The following is a 13,959-nucleotide window of genomic DNA, read 5'->3' on the forward strand; positions in this document are numbered from 1 at the left end:
GCCCCCCACGGTAGAACGTGGGGGGCGCGGGAGACATTCCGCGGGACGTGACCCTGCGTACAGGTCAGTCCTCGTGGCGGTCGTCCCCGGCCGAGGCCGGGGCGGTGCCCTTCTCCAGAGAGCCGTTCGCCAGGTTGATCTCCTTCGTGGGGAAGGTCACCGGCGGGCGGGTGGACGGCGTGCGGCGGGCGGAACCCGTCCACGCCGGACGCGGGGGACGCCGGACGATCGGCGCGAAGACCTCGGCCAGATCCTCCTTGTTCAGCGTCTCCTTCTCCAGCAGGGCGAGCACGAGGTTGTCCAGGACGTCCCGGTTCTCGACCAGGATCTCCCACGCCTCGTTGTGCGCGCCCTCGATGAGCTTCTTGACCTCCTCGTCCACCAGCCCGGCGACCTCCTCGGAGTAGTCGCGCTGGTGGGCCATCTCCTTGCCGAGGAACGGCTCGGAGTTGTCCTGGCCGAACTTGATCGCGCCCAGGCGTTCGGTCATGCCGTACTGGGTGACCATCGCGCGGGCCGTGGAGGTGGCCTTCTCGATGTCGTCACCCGCGCCCGTGGTCGGGTCGTGGAAGACCAGTTCCTCGGCCGCCCGGCCGCCCATCATGTACGCCAGCCGGTCGAGCATCTCGTTGCGCGTGGTGGAGTACTTGTCCTCGTCGGGCAGCACCATCGTGTAACCGAGGGCACGGCCGCGGGAGAGGATCGTCACCTTGTGCACCGGGTCGCTGTTGGGAGAGGCCGCCGCGACCAGGGCGTGTCCGCCCTCGTGGTACGCGGTGATCATCTTCTCCTTCTGGCTCATGATCCGGGTGCGCTTCTGCGGGCCCGCGACCACACGGTCGATGGCCTCGTCGAGGAACGAGTTGTCGATGAGCTTGGCGTCGCCGCGCGCGGCGAGGAGCGCCGCCTCGTTGAGCACGTTGTTCAGATCCGCGCCGGTGAAGCCGGGCGTACGCCGGGCGACCGCGGCGAGGTCCACGTCGGGGGCGACGGGCTTGCCCTTCTGGTGGACCTTGAGGATCGCAAGACGGCCCAGCATGTCGGGCCGGTCCACCGCGATCTGCCGGTCGAACCGGCCGGGCCGCAGGAGGGCCGGGTCGAGGATGTCGGGGCGGTTGGTGGCGGCGATGAGGATCACGCCGCCCTTGACGTCGAAGCCGTCCATCTCCACGAGGAGCTGGTTCAGCGTCTGCTCGCGCTCGTCGTGCCCACCGCCCATGCCCGCGCCACGGTGACGGCCGACCGCGTCGATCTCGTCCACGAAGACGATGGCGGGCGCGTTGGCCTTGGCCTGCTCGAACAGGTCACGGACACGGGAGGCGCCGACACCGACGAACATCTCGACGAAGTCCGAGCCCGAGATGGAGTAGAACGGCACCCCGGCCTCACCCGCGACGGCGCGGGCGAGCAGCGTCTTGCCCGTACCGGGCGGGCCGTAGAGCAGCACACCCTTCGGGATCTTGGCGCCCACGGCCTGGAACTTCGCGGGCTCCTGGAGGAACTCCTTGATCTCCTGGAGCTCCTCCACGGCCTCGTCCGAGCCCGCCACGTCGGCGAAGGTGGTCTTCGGCGTGTCCTTCGTGATCAGCTTCGCCTTCGACTTCCCGAAGTTCATCACCCGGGAGCCGCCGCCCTGCATCTGGTTCATCAGGAACAGGAACACGATGATGATCAGCAGGAACGGAAGGATCGACAGCAGCATCCCGACGAAGGGGTTCTGCGACTTCGGGGAGACGGTGTACCCGTCCGGAATCTGGTCGTCCTGGAACTTCTGCTGCAGCGAGTGGGCGATGTCCTCGCCCTGGCCGTCGATGTAATTGGCCTGGACCCGGCTGCTGCCCTCGATCTGGCGGCCGTCCTTGAGCTCGACCCTGATGGTCTGCTCGTCACCCGTCGTCAGCTCTGCTGACCGGACATGGTTCTGACTGATGGCGGCGACCACCTTGCCGGTGTCCACCTTCTTGTAGCCCTCGGAAGAGCTGAACACCTGCATCAGCAGAATCACGGCGAGGACGGCCAGCACAATCCACATCACTGGCCCGCGGAAATAGCGCTTCACGTCTATCCATACGGGGCGACGGGGCCCCGTCCCTCCTGCCACATCTAGGCACAGCCCCCGGTCGGGATCTACTGTGCGCGCGGTGTCCTTGTCATCTCCAACGGTAGGGGATCGGCCGGGGTTCCCGGCTATCCGCTGTAGACATGCTGCGCGAGCGTACCGACAAAGGGCAGATTCCGGTACTTCTCCGCGTAGTCGAGTCCGTACCCGACGACGAACTCGTTCGGGATGTCGAATCCGACCCATTCCACGTCGAGAGCGACCTTGGCCGCGTCGGGCTTGCGCAGCAGCGTGCAGATGCGCAGCGACGCCGGCTCACGGGAGCCGAGGTTGGAGAGCAGCCAGGACAGGGTCAGTCCCGAGTCGATGATGTCCTCGACGATGAGGACGTGCCGTCCCTTGATGTCGGTGTCGAGGTCCTTCAGGATGCGCACGACGCCGGACGACTGGGTGCCCGCCCCGTAGGAGGACACCGCCATCCAGTCCATCGTGACGGGGGTGGACAGGGCGCGGGCGAGGTCGGCCATGACCATCACCGCGCCCTTGAGGACCCCCACCAGCAGGAGGTCCTTCCCCGCGTACTCCGCGTCGATCACGGAGGCCAGCTCGCCGAGCCTGGCGTCGATCTCTTCCTTGGTGATGAGCACCGACTCCAGGTCGGCTCCCAGGTCCGTCTCGTGCACCCGTGACACTGCTCTCTACTGGCCTGCTGCTGGCTTGACGCGGGCCTAGTGGTCGGCCTGCTGGAGCACCAGTCTGCCACCCTGCCTGCTCGCCTCGACGCGGCCCGGCAGATTGAGGGGCCGCTGGCCCCGCCAGGCCGTGATGAGGCGGTCGGTCTCCTCGATGTGGCGGGCGAACAGCGACCCGGCGGGGGCGCCGGCCGCGATGGCCGCGCGGCGCAGGACACGGCGCCTCACGGCGGGCGGCAGGGCGTGCAGGGCGGCGATGTCGAGGGTGCCGTCGGGGCGTGTCGCGGCGGCCTCGGCCTGACGTGCCCAGGCGTCGAGGGCGTCCGCGTCGTCGCGGGAGAGCTGGGCGGTGCGGGCCAGGGCCTCGACGACGCCCCGGCCGAGCGCCTTCTCCAGCACGGGCAGTGCCTCGTGGCGCACGCGGGAGCGGGTGAAGGACGGGTCGGTGTTGTGCGGGTCGTCCCAGACGGGGATGGACTGGACGAGGCACGCCTTGCGCGTGGTCTGGCGGTCGATGGCGAGGAACGGCCGCCGGTAGCGTCCGGCGGCGGCCTGGTCGCCCGACAGGCCGCCCGAGACGGCCGCCATGCCGGACAGGGAGCGGGTGCCCGAGCCGCGGGCGAGGCCGAGGAGCACGGTCTCGGCCTGGTCGTCGCGGGTGTGGCCGAGGAGGACGGCGGCGGCGCCGTGGCGGTCGGCCGCCGCGTCGAGGGCCGCGTAGCGGGCGCTGCGGGCCGCGGCCTCGGGGCCGCCGTCACGGCCGACGTCCACGGTGGCGGTCTCCACCGGGGCGAGCCCGAGGGCGGCGAGCCGGTCGGCGACCTCACGCGCGCGCTCCGCCGAGCCGTCCTGGAGGCCGTGATCGACGGTCACGGCACCGGCACGTACGCCGCAGCGTGGTGCCTCGAAGGCGAGGGCGGAGGCGAGGGCCATGGAGTCGGCGCCGCCCGAGCAGGCGACGAGCACCAGCGGGCCCAGGGGGGCCTGGGAGGCGAGGTGCGGGAGGAGGGCGGGGGGCGCCTGGGGGGTTCTGGAGGCCGGGCAGGAACCGGCGGGCCCGGCAGTGTCACGGGCGCCGGGGACCTGGGGAGCGGTGAGGACGGGGAGTGCGGGGGACACAGCCCGGTCGGCCCGGTCGAGAATGTCGTGCAGAACGCGGCGGACCGCCAGGCGTATCGCAGCGACCGCGGGGTGGGGACCCATATCCGAATCACTTCTTTCTGCGGGAGCGATGTCACGCTGGGTGCGTAAATGGTGACAGAGAAGCCCTGTTACCTGAGCATCGCACGCCAGGCATGCGGCGAAGGTCCCTCGTACGAGTGATTTTGGGGGTGTTTCGCCACCTTGGCGAGCTGCGTTACGCGTCGCCGGGGTTCATGCGCGCGACCCAGCGCTCCGGGTGGGTGATCTCCTCGCTCGTGGGCAGGGTGTTGGGTGACGTCCAGACGCGGTTGAAGCCGTCCATCCCGGTGCGCTCCACGGCGGTGCGGACGAAGCGTTCGCCGTCGCGGTACTGGCGCAGCTTCGCGTCCATGCCGAGGGCGCGGCGCAGGACGCGGTCGAGGCGCCCGGCGCCGTTCCTGCGGCGGCGGGTGAACTTCTCCCTGATCTCGCCGACGGACGGCACCACGTCGGGCCCGACGCCGTCCATCACGAAGTCGGCGTGCCCTTCGAGCAGCGACATGACGGCGGTGACGCGGTCCAGGATCTCGCGCTGGCGCGGGGACTGGACGAGGTCGATGATCCCGTTGCCCTCCTCGTCGCCCGGGCGGCCGGAGAGGGACTGGGCGGCCTGCCTGACGCGCTCGACGAGGGTGGCCGGGTCCATGTCGGCCTCGGCGACGAAGGACTGGATCTCGGCCTGGAGGTGGTCGCGCAGCCAGGGCACGGCCGTGAACTGCGTCCGGTGCGTCTCCTCGTGGAGGCAGACCCAGAGCCGGAAGTCGTGCGGGGAGACGTCGAGTTCACGCTCGACCTGCACGATGTTCGGGGCGACGAGGAGCAGGCGGCCGGGCCGTCCCGCCGCGTCGTCGCCCGCCGGGAGGTCGGGGCTCGGCGGGGCGAACGTCTCGTACTGGCCGAGGACCCGCGAGGAGAGGAACGCGAGCAGCATGCCGACCTCGACGCCGGTGACCTTGCTGCCCACGGCGGTGAGGGCGCCGCCGCCGGGGACGGAGGCGCGGCGTTCCCGCATGCGGTCGGTCAGGGGGGCGAGCACCGCGCGGAAGCCCGCGACGTTGGCGCGCGACCAGCCGGGACGGTCCACGACCAGGACGGGCGTGTCGCCCGCGCCGGAGTCGAGCCCGGTGAAGGCGCGGACGTGCCGCTCGGAGGCGGCGGCGTGGCGGCGCAGCTCGGCGACGACGGCGCGGGCCTCGGCCCGGCTGACCTCGGGGCCGGGCCGTGCGACGCGGGCCGCCGTGGCGACGGCGAGATTCCAGTCAACCAGGTCGTTACCGCCGGGACTCGTCATACCGTCAACGGTACGGTGCCGGTGCGGAAAGCGGATAGCCGCGCGGCGGGGCGTTCAGCCGCAGCCACAGCCCGCGAGCGCTCCGGCCGCGCGGTCGAGCGCCGCCTCGGCCGCGTCGGGGTCGGTGGTGTCGGCGGCGAGGAACGCGAAGGCGAGGACTCGGCCGTCCGGTGTGCCCGCCGTCCCTGCCAGGGTGTTCACGCCGGTCAGCGTGCCGGTCTTGGCGCGGACGACGCCCGAGCCGTCGGCCCCTTCGTCGCCGTAGCGGCTGGCGAGGGTGCCGGTGAAGCCCGCGACGGGCAGGCCGGTGAGGGCGCTGCGCAGTTCCGGCCTGCCGGGGTCGGCGGCGGTGGCGAGCGCGCGGGTGAGGAGTTCGGCCGTGAGGCGGCCGTCGCGGTCGAGGCCGCTGGCGTCCACGAGGCGGGCGCCGTCGTGCGCGAGGCCGAGGTCGTCGAGCTGGGCGGACATGGCGCGGCCGAGACCTTCGAAGTCGGCGCGCTCGCCGCCGGCGAGGGCGGTGTGGCGCCCGAGGGCCTCGGCGAGGTCGTTGTCGCTGTCGGTGAGCATGCGCTCGACCAGCGAGGACAGCGGGGCGGAGCGGACGACGGCCAGTTCCTCGGCGTCGTCGGGCGCCTTGCGGTCGGCGGGGTCGCCGCCGACGCGGGCGCCCGCCGTGGCGAGGGCGTCGGCGAAGGCGTCGGCGGCCTCGGCGGCCGGGTCGTCGGCGCGGGGGGCGGGGCCGTGGCTGCTGCCGTCGGTGCGGCCCTCGTTGACCATGAGGGGCGTGATGGCGGCGATGTTGTCGTTCACCCCGATCGGGTGCCGCTCGCCGCCGCCCCGGTAGAGGGAGGTGTCGTAGGCGACGCGGACGCGGCCCGCGCCGCGGTCGGCGAGGGCGGCGGCGGTGCGTTCGGCCAGGTCGGTGAGGTCGTCGGCGGTGAGGGTCGGGTCGCCGCCGCCGACCAGGAAGACGCGTCCGCCGTCCTCGTCCCAGCGGACGGTGGTGGCGAGGCGGTGATCGGGGCCGAGGGCGTTGAGCGCGGTGACGGCCGTGATGATCTTGACCGTGGAGGCGGGCGCGCGGCCGGTCGTGGCGTGGTCGGCGTACAGCGTCTCGCCCGTGGTGAGGTCCACGACGGCGGCGGTCGTGCCGTCGCCGAGTGCGCCGTCGGTGAGCGCGGGGCCGAGGACGCGGCGGACGGCCTCCGCGGTGTACTCGGGGGCGGTGCCGTCGAGGGGGTCGAGGACGGAGACGGCGCCGGGGACGGTGACTCCGGCGTCCGCGCCCGACGGGTCGCGCCGGGTGTCGGCCTCGGCGGCGTGCGCGCGCTCGGCGGCGCGGCGTCCCGAGTCCCAGGGGCCGGTGAGCGCGACGGCGACGGCGGCGAGCACCAGCCCCGCGGTGGCCGAACCGATGACGATGCGCCAGGTCGCACGGTGACGGCGCAGGCTCTCCAGCACTTCTGCTGCTCTTCGCACGGTACGGACCAGCCCCTTTCGCGAGCAGACACCTCCGTGAGGGACACTTAACCACCACTCGCGCGCATTGATCGTTTAAGGAGAACCTCCGTGGAGTTCGACGTCACCATCGAGATCCCGAAGGGCTCGCGGAACAAGTACGAGGTCGATCACGAGACCGGCCGGGTGCGCCTGGACAGGCACCTGTTCACGTCGATGGCCTACCCCGCGGACTACGGCTTCGTCGAGGGCACGCTGGGCGAGGACGGGGACCCGCTGGACGCGCTGGTGCTGCTGGACGCCCCGACGTTCCCCGGCTGTCTGATCGAGTGCCGCACGATCGGGATGTTCAAGATGACCGACGAGGCGGGCGGCGACGACAAGCTGCTGTGCGTCCCGGCGGGCGACCCGCGGTTCGAGCAGCTCCAGGACATCGAGGACGTCAGCGCGTTCGTCCGCGGCGAGATCAAGCACTTCTTCGAGCGCTACAAGGACCTGGAGCCCGGCAAGCACGTCGTGGGCTCGGACTGGGTCGGCCGTGCGGCGGCCGAGGCGGAGATCGAGCGTTCGATCAAGCGCGCGGCGGAGTCCGGCGCGGCCCACTGACCGCACGGCCCGGCGGGGGGACGCGCGCCCGGGGCGGGCGCGCGTCCTGTGTGAGAGCCTGGGCCGCAGAGCCCCGACCGGCTCCTGGACGAGGTGCGCCGTACCCAGACATGACAAGACGGCGCGTGGGAGTCCGTGATGGCCTGGTTCGTGCTGGTTCTTTCCGGTCTGATGGAGGCCGTGTGGGCGACGGCGCTGGGGAGGTCGGCGGGTTTCAGCCGACCGGCGCCGACGGCCGTGTTCGTCGTCGCCCTCGTGCTCAGCATGGCCGGTCTGGCCTACGCGCTGCGCACCCTGCCCGTGGGGACGGGCTATGCCGTGTGGGTGGGGATCGGGGCGGTGTGCACGACCGCGTACGCGATGCTGAGCGGTGACGAGTCGGCGAGCGCGCTGAAGGTGCTGCTGCTGGCCGGGATCGTGGGCTGCGTCGTGGGGCTGAAGCTGGCGCACTGAACGGGCGCGGCGCGGGGCCGGAGCGGTCAGAAGCCGCGCGTGCGTTTCGCGCCGCGGCGGCCCGCCGGGGTGGCGGGGCGGCCCCCGGGGGTGCGCATGAACAGGCGGGCCATCTCGCCGCCGAGGTTCACGCCGATGGCGATGGCCAGCGCGAGCGTCACGGCCGTCAACAGGTTGTGGACGCCTGAGGTGACGTCCCCCTGCGCGAAGGCGAGCAGCCCGAGGTACACCGCGCTGCCCGGCAGGAGCGGGCCGATGGCGGCCGTGACGTACGGCAGCGACGACGTGAACCGGTAGCGGGACGCGAGCTGTCCGAACAGGCCGACCATCCCGGCGGCGACCGCCGTCGCGGCGAACGGCGAGAGGCCGCCGGTGTCGTGCATCGCGCCGTAGACCAGCCAGGCGACGCCGCCGTTGAGCGTGGCGGGGACGACGGTGCTGGGCGCCTGCTGGAGCAGCACGCAGAACGTCAGCGACAGCAGGAGCGCCGCCGGGAGCTGGATGCCGGGGCGCGTGACGCGGTCGAGGACGTCCGGGTCGAGGCTGACGCCCGACACCTCGCCCAGGTAGAGGACGGCGAGGACGCCGCAGACGATGCCGACGCTGAGGTAGATGACTTCGAGCAGGCGCGCGGAGGCCGTCAGGTAGTAGCCGGTCAGGCCGTCCTGGACGCCCGCGACCAGGGCGCGTCCCGGGATCAGGGCGAACAGGCCGCCGGTGATCATGGCGGCGGCCTGCCGTTCGCCGCCGCCCGTGTCGTGCCCTGCCGCCCAGCAGATGCCGACCACGGCGGGGGCCACGGCAGCCGCGACGAACTGGTAGAACTCCGGCAGCCCGCGCCCGGCGGCGAGCCAGGCGAGCCGGTCGCCGAGCATCGCGCCGAGCGCGGCCAGCGCGAAGACGGCCCAGCCGCCGCCGACGAGGGTGCTGGCCGCCCCGGCGAGCAGGCCGCTGGCGACGGTGAGCTGCCACTTGGTGAACGGGTGCCGGTTGCGCCGCATGGCGGCCAGCCGCCCGTACGCCTCCTCAAGCGTGACGGCGCCGGAGGAGATGTCGTCCACGAGCCGGAACACGGCGGCGAGCCGCGTGTAGTCCGTGCCGCGCCGCCGGACGGTGCGGTCGAGGGAGACGGGGGCGTCCACGAGGGACGGCTGGTGCGAGACGGACAGCAGCGTGAACGTGACGGTCACCTCGCAGCGAGCGAGGCCGTACGCGTGGGTGACGGCGAACATGGCCGTCTCCACGTCCTCGGCGCCCTCGCCCCCGGCGAGCAGCAACTCGCCGATGCGCAGCGTCAGGTCGAGGACGCGCGGCACGGGCGGGGGCGTCTCGTCGTCGCCGCGCGGCACGTACTCGGGGGCAGGGCGTTCCGTCAGGGGCAGCCGGACCATGCTGCGCATCCGGTCCTGCCAGGGCCCGCCGCGGGTGAGGTGGACGACGGCCGGTATGCCCTCGGCGGGCGTGAACTCGCTGTGCGGCTGCGGGCGTGACGGGACGGTCAGCCCCTCGGGGAGCGCGAAGCCGGACGACGTCGGGTGCTCGTCCTCGGCGGGGGGTGCCGGTTCGAGCCCTTCGGGGACCGTGAATCCCGAGGTGGTCTCCGGGTCCCACGACTCGTCGCCGCCCGGCCGCGCGCTGTCCCCGGCCACGTCCGCTCCCGCTCCCTGCCGTCTCGTGAGTCCCCGTCGTCTACCCGGGCAGCATAGGGTCAATGCGGGCGGGGCGGCGCGGGGAGTGCGAGGCGTACGGGCCGGTCAGGGCTGGTCGCGCAGCTCGGCGAGGCGGGCGAGGTCGTCCGTCACGGACGCCTGTTCCTCGGGGGTGAGGTCGAGGGTGACGGAGGTGGCGCGGTCGAGGGCGGCCGTGGCGCCCGCGTCGTCCCCGAGGCGTGCGGCGACGTCCGCGCGCAGCACGAGGAGGCGCAGCAGCTGGACGGGGGTGGGACGGTCGGCGGTGCGGGCGAGCGCGCGGTCGATGACCCGGGCGGCGGCCGTCTGGTCCTCCTTGCCGTGGGCGAACAGCGCGGCCTGGTGCAGGGCGCGGGCGTACGGTTCGCGGGGTGCGGGGCGGTGGCTCGGGTCGTCGCTGGTGGGCTGCCCGATGCGCAGGCAGTTCCCGGCGGGGTCGGTGACGAGGAACTGGCGGACGCCGTAGCTGGTGTCCCGCAGCGGCCCGATGCGGGGCAGGCCGGTCGTGGGGATGCGGCCGAGGGCGGCCTTGAGGCCCGCGCGGAAGGCGGCGTGCAGGCCGTCCACGTCGTCGGTGCCGATGAGGCAGGTGCTGTACGAGGCGGCAGGGTCGTAGTTCTTGATGCCGTAGAGGTGGAGCGCGACGTCGCCGCGTTCGACGACGGCGTAGGGGTTGGGGCTGGCCTGCCGGTAGGTGACGTCGAAGCCGAGGGCGGTGTAGAAGTCGAGGACGGGCGCGAGCGCGTGGCAGGGCAGCATGGGCGTGGTGGTCTCGGGCATGGGCCGTGCTCCTGGGGTCAGCCGGGGGGGTGGGTCAGTGGTCGGAGAGGCGGGCCCAGCGGTGCAGGGCGAGGGGGACGAAGACGGCCAGCAGCAGGACGGGCCACGCGACGGCGAGCAGCAGCGCGTGGTCGGCGGCCCAGGCGTCGGAGGCCCAGGAGGGGTTGCCGAAGAGGTCGCGGACGGCGGCTGCGGTGGCGGACATCGGATTCCATTCGGCGATCGCGCCGAGCCAGCCCGGCATGGTCGAGGGGGAGGTGAAGACGCTGGACAGGAACGCGACGGGCCACACGAGGATCTGGATGGTCTGCACGAGTTCCGGGCGTCCGGCGAGCAGCCCCAGCCATATCCCGGCCCAGAGCATGGCCAGGCGCAGCAGCAGGAGCAGGCCGACGGCGGCCAGGGCGGAGACGGGGCCCTCGTGCCAGCGCCAGCCGACGAGGAGTCCGGCGACGAGCATGACCAGCAGGGACGCGGCCGAGCTGATCATGTCGATGACACTGCGGGCGACGAGGAAGGACGAGGGGACGATGGGCAGCGAGCGGAAGCGGTCGAGCAGGCCGCGTTCGACGTCCTGGGTGAGCGCGACCATGGTGCCCTCCAGGCCGAACGCCATGGTGAGCGCGAGGATGCCGGGGACGAGGAAGTCCTCGTAGTCGCCGCCCTCGACGGCGAGGCCGCCGCCGAGGAAGTAGACGAACATCACGAGCATCATCACGGGGAAGATCAGCTCGGTGGCGACCGCGCCTGGCCTGCGGGCCCAGTGGGCGAAGCCGCGGCGGGTCATGATCAGTGTGTCGGTGACGAGTCCTGGGGACGCGGGGGCCGTCATGCGGGGTCCTTCCTGGGGGCCGTGCCGGTGAGGTGGAGGAAGACCTCGTCCAGGGTGGGGCGGCGCAGGGCGATGTCCTCGGCGGCGATCCCGGCGGCCTCCAGCGCGCGCAGGGTCGCGGTGAGCGCGGCCATCCGGTCGGAGACCGGGGCGCTGACCAGGCGGCGATCGGGGTCGGTGACGGGGTGCGCCGCGCGGACGGCGGCGCCGACGACGGCCGCAGCCGCCGTGAGCTGCGCGGCGTCGCGGACGACGACGTCGATGCGGTCGGCGCCCGTGCGGGCCTTCAGCTCGTCGGGCGTGCCCTCGGCGACGCGCCGTCCGCCGTCGAGGACGGAGACGCGCCCGGCGAGGTGGTCGGCCTCCTCCAGGTACTGGGTGGTGAGCAGGACGGTGGTGCCCTCGCCCGCGAGGGACCTGACGGCCTCCCACACCTCGCCGCGTCCGCGCGGGTCGAGCCCGGTGGTGGGCTCGTCGAGGAAGAGGACGTCCGGCCTGGTGATCAGCCCCGCGGCCAGGTCGAGGCGGCGGCGCATGCCGCCGCTGTAGCGGCCCACGGGCATGCGGCCGGTGTCGGCGAGCGAGAAGCGTTCGAGGAGTTCCTGCGCGCGGTGGGCGGCGGCGCGGGCGCCGAGGTGGTGGAGGCGGCCGAAGAGGTCGAGGTTCTGCCGTCCGTCCAACCCCTCGTCCAGCGCGGCGTGCTGGCCGACGAGCCCGATGCGGCGGCGGACGGCGGCCGGGTCGCGCAGGACGTCGTGCCCGGCGACGGACGCGCTGCCGCCCGTGGGCCGCAGCAGGGTCGTCAGGATGCGGACGGCGGTGGTCTTGCCCGCGCCGTTGGGGCCGAGGACGCCGTGGACGGTGCCCTGGGCGACGGTGAGGTCGAGGCCGTCGAGGGCGGGTCTGTCGCCGAAGGTCTTGCTCAGGGCCGTGACGGCGATCGCGTCGGTCATGTCACCCCTTACTGATCAAATTTGATTACCAAACCGGAGCGCGACCGTACGGGACCCCGGGTGCCTAGTCAAGTTTGATTAGGGAGGGACGGGTGAGACACTGGGCACGGCAGTCACACCAGCGAAAGGAGACGGCCGCGCATGTCGGTCATCCGGCTCCTCGTCCTCGGCGCCGTCCGTCAGCACGGCCGTGCCCACGGCTACCAGGTGCGCAGCGACCTGGAGTTCTGGGGCGCCCACGAGTGGTCGAACGCCAAACCCGGGTCGATCTACCACGCGCTCAAGCAGATGGCCAAGGAGGGCCTGCTCCACGCGCACGACACCGCGCCGAGCCCCGCCGGAGGCCCGCCCCGCACCGAGTACGAGCTGACGCCCGCGGGCGAGCAGAGCTACCTGACCCTGCTGCGCGCCTCGCTGCGCGCGTACGACGAACGCATCGACGTGCTCACCGGCGCCGTCGGCTTCATCGTGGACCTGCCGCGCGCCGAGGCGATCGACCTGCTGCGCGAGCGCGTCGCCGCGCTCAAGCTGAAGGTCACGGAGGTGGAGCGGTACTGGACACCCCTGTCGTCGCCCGAGGAGTGGGGGCACATCGGCGAGGTCATGCGGCTGTGGACGCACAACGCCGAGAGCGACGCGGCATGGACCCTCGGGCTCGTCGAACGGCTGGAGGGCGGGGCGTACGTGATGGCGGGCGAGGGCGAGCGGACCGTCGAGGTGCTCCCCGAGGGCGTCGAGAACCCGTACGGCTGACCGGGCCCGTGGCCGGAGCGGAGACGCCGCCCCGGCCCGCGCCACCCGTCACAGGCGCCCGCGCAGCCACTCCAGGTGCTCGCGCGTCGCGTGCTCGCTCAGCGCGGAGTTCCGCAGCCTGCCGAGCACGCCCTGGTAGGCGGTGACCTCCTCGCGCTTGTCGAGGTAGAGGGCACCGGTGAGCTGCTCCAGGTAGACGAGGTCGGAGAGTTCGGTCTCCGCGAAGCGCAGCAGCGTGAACGCGCCGGACTCGGCGACATGACCGCCCTGCGCGAACGCCACGACCTGGAGCGTGACGTTCGGGTACTCGGAGAACTCGATGAGGGTCCGCAGCTGCTCGTCCATCACCTTGTGCCCGCCGTACGGACGGCGCAGCGCCGCCTCGTCCAGCACGCAGTGCAGGTGCGGGGCGTTCTCGGAGACGAGGAGCTTCTGCCGGGCGAGCCGCAGCGCGATCCGCCGGTCCACCTCGCCCGCGGGCAGCCGCCCCTTGTGGCCGCTGACCATGACCGCGTGCGCGTACGCCTCGGTCTGGAGCAGGCCGTGGACGAACTGGAGCTCGTAGGTCGAGATGTGCTCGGCCGCGGCTTCGAGGCCGATGTAGGTCTGGAACCAGCTGGGGAGCACGTCGCTGTAGCTGTGCCACCAGCCCGCCTGGCCCGACGACCTGGCCAGGCCGAGGAGCGGCTCGCGGTCGGCGTCCTCGGTGACGCCGTACAGCGTCAGCAGGTCGGCGACGTCGCGCGGCTTCACGCTGACCCGCCCCAGCTCCATCCTGCTGATCTTGGACTCGGACGCCCGGATCGCGTAACCGGCCTCCTCACGGGAGACGTTGCACGCCTCGCGCAGCCGCCGCAGCTGCGAGCCGAGCAGGATACGGCGGACCATGGAGCCGCCGGTCGCTTCCGGGACCACGGCGGCACCCGTGACCCCGGTGATGTTGGTATCCCCCACTATCCCCTGAGTACTCATGCGCTCACTGCCCTCCACTTCGCACCGTGCGAAGTCTGCCATCTCCACGTGTCATTCGGTGCGCGCGTGATTACGGTCCATCAAAAATTTTCGTGCACGTGCATCTGCCCTTGCATTTGCCGTGAGCCTTGGGAAGCATGAGAACCGCGCGCCGCGACCCGGTGCGTCAGCACCGTCCTGCCCGCGCACGCCCGACGCGGCCGGGGTGGTCGCGGGGGCCCGCCGGGCGGCGGGGCGACC

Annotated in this window: 13 protein-coding genes and 1 riboswitch; of the genes, 3 read left to right on the plus strand and 10 right to left on the minus strand. The window is 72.6% G+C overall.

Annotated elements, in window-relative coordinates:
- Positions 1-64: 64 nt before the first annotated feature.
- The 5 genes from ftsH to dacB all read right to left on the minus strand — a co-directional run bounded on the left by ftsH (position 65) and on the right by dacB (position 6,703).
- On the minus strand, positions 65-2,065 hold the full coding sequence (gene ftsH, locus IF27_RS00340) for an ATP-dependent zinc metalloprotease FtsH (RefSeq protein ID WP_110945488.1): 2,001 nt from the start codon (positions 2,063-2,065) through the stop codon (positions 65-67).
- A gap of 122 nt (positions 2,066-2,187) precedes the next feature.
- Positions 2,188-2,742: a hypoxanthine phosphoribosyltransferase gene (hpt, locus tag IF27_RS00345; protein WP_052847176.1), complete on the minus strand. Its 555-nt coding sequence runs from the start codon at positions 2,740-2,742 to the stop codon at positions 2,188-2,190.
- 45 nt (positions 2,743-2,787) lie between these two features.
- The gene (gene tilS / locus IF27_RS00350; protein ID WP_052847178.1) at positions 2,788-3,954 is read right to left on the minus strand and encodes a tRNA lysidine(34) synthetase TilS; all 1,167 of its coding nucleotides are present in this window, start codon (positions 3,952-3,954) and stop codon (positions 2,788-2,790) included.
- 154 nt (positions 3,955-4,108) lie between these two features.
- On the minus strand, positions 4,109-5,224 hold the full coding sequence (locus IF27_RS00355; protein WP_052847180.1) for a zinc-dependent metalloprotease: 1,116 nt from the start codon (positions 5,222-5,224) through the stop codon (positions 4,109-4,111).
- 54 nt (positions 5,225-5,278) lie between these two features.
- A complete protein-coding gene (dacB, locus tag IF27_RS00360; RefSeq protein ID WP_223290852.1) occupies positions 5,279-6,703 on the minus strand; it encodes a D-alanyl-D-alanine carboxypeptidase/D-alanyl-D-alanine endopeptidase in 1,425 nt (474 codons plus the stop codon).
- Positions 6,704-6,793: 90 nt separating this feature from the next.
- Between dacB and IF27_RS00365 the strand changes: the two genes are divergently transcribed.
- A complete protein-coding gene (locus tag IF27_RS00365; protein WP_052847182.1) occupies positions 6,794-7,288 on the plus strand; it encodes an inorganic diphosphatase in 495 nt (164 codons plus the stop codon).
- 65 nt (positions 7,289-7,353) lie between these two features.
- A riboswitch (guanidine-III (ykkC-III) riboswitch) is annotated at positions 7,354-7,416 on the plus strand.
- Positions 7,417-7,426: 10 nt separating this feature from the next.
- Positions 7,427-7,741 carry a DMT family transporter gene (locus tag IF27_RS00370; RefSeq protein WP_052847184.1) on the plus strand — a complete coding sequence of 105 codons (315 nt, stop codon included), beginning with the start codon at positions 7,427-7,429 and terminating at the stop codon, positions 7,739-7,741.
- Positions 7,742-7,767: 26 nt separating this feature from the next.
- Here IF27_RS00370 and IF27_RS00375 read toward each other — a convergent pair whose 3' ends face one another.
- The 4 genes from IF27_RS00375 to IF27_RS00390 all read right to left on the minus strand — a co-directional run bounded on the left by IF27_RS00375 (position 7,768) and on the right by IF27_RS00390 (position 11,994).
- On the minus strand, positions 7,768-9,390 hold the full coding sequence (locus tag IF27_RS00375) for a threonine/serine exporter family protein (RefSeq protein ID WP_052847186.1): 1,623 nt from the start codon (positions 9,388-9,390) through the stop codon (positions 7,768-7,770).
- Positions 9,391-9,495: 105 nt separating this feature from the next.
- Complete coding sequence (locus IF27_RS00380) at positions 9,496-10,209, minus strand: bleomycin resistance protein (protein ID WP_052847188.1); 714 nt, start codon at positions 10,207-10,209, stop codon at positions 9,496-9,498.
- A 34-nt stretch (positions 10,210-10,243) separates the two neighbouring features.
- On the minus strand, positions 10,244-11,041 hold the full coding sequence (locus tag IF27_RS00385; RefSeq protein ID WP_052847189.1) for an ABC transporter permease: 798 nt from the start codon (positions 11,039-11,041) through the stop codon (positions 10,244-10,246).
- Complete coding sequence (locus IF27_RS00390; protein ID WP_052847191.1) at positions 11,038-11,994, minus strand: ATP-binding cassette domain-containing protein; 957 nt, start codon at positions 11,992-11,994, stop codon at positions 11,038-11,040. The genes IF27_RS00385 and IF27_RS00390 overlap by 4 nt, the downstream gene beginning before the upstream one ends.
- Positions 11,995-12,135: 141 nt before the next feature.
- Between IF27_RS00390 and IF27_RS00395 the strand changes: the two genes are divergently transcribed.
- Positions 12,136-12,747 carry a PadR family transcriptional regulator gene (locus tag IF27_RS00395; protein WP_052847193.1) on the plus strand — a complete coding sequence of 204 codons (612 nt, stop codon included), beginning with the start codon at positions 12,136-12,138 and terminating at the stop codon, positions 12,745-12,747.
- A 48-nt stretch (positions 12,748-12,795) separates the two neighbouring features.
- On the opposite strand, the gene IF27_RS00400 is transcribed toward IF27_RS00395, so the two are convergent.
- Positions 12,796-13,635, minus strand: coding sequence for a helix-turn-helix domain-containing protein (locus IF27_RS00400; protein WP_052847850.1), 840 nt, complete (start codon positions 13,633-13,635; stop codon positions 12,796-12,798).
- Between the last annotated feature and the right edge of the window lie 324 nt (positions 13,636-13,959).

Origin of the sequence: Streptomyces avicenniae, from assembly GCF_000719135.1 — a bacterium.
GTDB lineage: Bacteria > Actinomycetota > Actinomycetes > Streptomycetales > Streptomycetaceae > Streptomyces > Streptomyces avicenniae.